This is a genomic window from Salinivibrio sp. PR5 (genome assembly GCF_001996085.1).
Lineage (GTDB): Bacteria > Pseudomonadota > Gammaproteobacteria > Enterobacterales > Vibrionaceae > Salinivibrio > Salinivibrio proteolyticus.
This window is the reverse complement of record NZ_MUFK01000101.1, coordinates 1-1009: the sequence shown is the minus strand read 5'-3', so window position 1 is coordinate 1009 and position 1009 is coordinate 1. Positions and strand designations below refer to the sequence as shown.

The 1009-nt window shown below is 39.9% G+C and carries 1 protein-coding gene; it reads left to right on the top strand.

Annotated features, from left to right (window positions below):
• Positions 1-566: hypothetical protein (locus BZG82_RS16440; protein WP_077766321.1), on the top strand; the 566-nt coding region annotated here is incomplete at its 5' end.
• Positions 567-1009: the final 443 nt, after the last annotated feature.

Below are 1009 nucleotides of genomic sequence, written 5' to 3'. Positions count from 1 at the left end.
GTATTATCGGTGCTGGTAAAGTTATTTATGAATTGGTGTCTGGTGTTCAATCAAAACTAAGAGAAGAATATAAGTTTGCAAAGGAGTTTCTGGATGAAGAAAACTTGGAAAAGTTACACCCCTTTGCAGTTGAAAAAGGTTACCAAGCAATAGCTGGTAGTACCTTAGTCACTCAAAAGGAAGCTGAGTATATTTTGTCTCTATCAAATCCAGTTCGTCGCTTGAATGACTTTAAGAAATCTCTACAACTCTTCGAAAAAATGAACACTAAGGGTGAATTTGAGTTGGTGTTTAAAAATAAGTATAGCACCACATGGTCACGTAGCTGGCGTAAGGCTTTTTATCTTTTTTGGTACTTCACTCTCGCATTTATAGCTCTCTCACCGGCAGTCTTTCCTGAATGGTTTGGTGATCAAGGCATGCTTTCTATAGCAATGACGTTACCGGCTTTTGGCTTCTATGCATGGGGAGCAATGAACGCTTACAGTAAAATTAAAGCCGCAGAACGACTAGTCAAGAATAAGGAACTTCACACTCCTCGAATTGTTGTGGACTCGCAAACCTAGCATGAGAGTATGACGTCAATAGTTAGTTTTTTAAGCTGTGACTATCCACATTACACTGTCTCCGAGCCATCGAACTTTTCTCGTTCCCACGCTCCTGCGTGGGAATGCATATCTAGCTCTTGCTATCATTCAAACGCAAATAGCACCGTACCTAGTATAACATTATGCTGCCTAGGGCATTGAACTGGCTGTTCGCTACAGATATTGACGCTGTCCGCTAGTGTAAGAACAGAGGTCAAGTGCACTTCGGTGATCTTGTGGCGAACCCTGCCTATGATTCAAATGCATATACATTCCCATGCAGGAGCATGGGAACGAGTTAACTTAACGAAAAGTAAAACCGTATTACACTTTTATCATATTATTAATTGCTTCCTGTAATGGTTTTTTAGTAGGTGGTGAATTTAAAATAGTGTGTGGTTTTTTATAGGGATATATTTTCC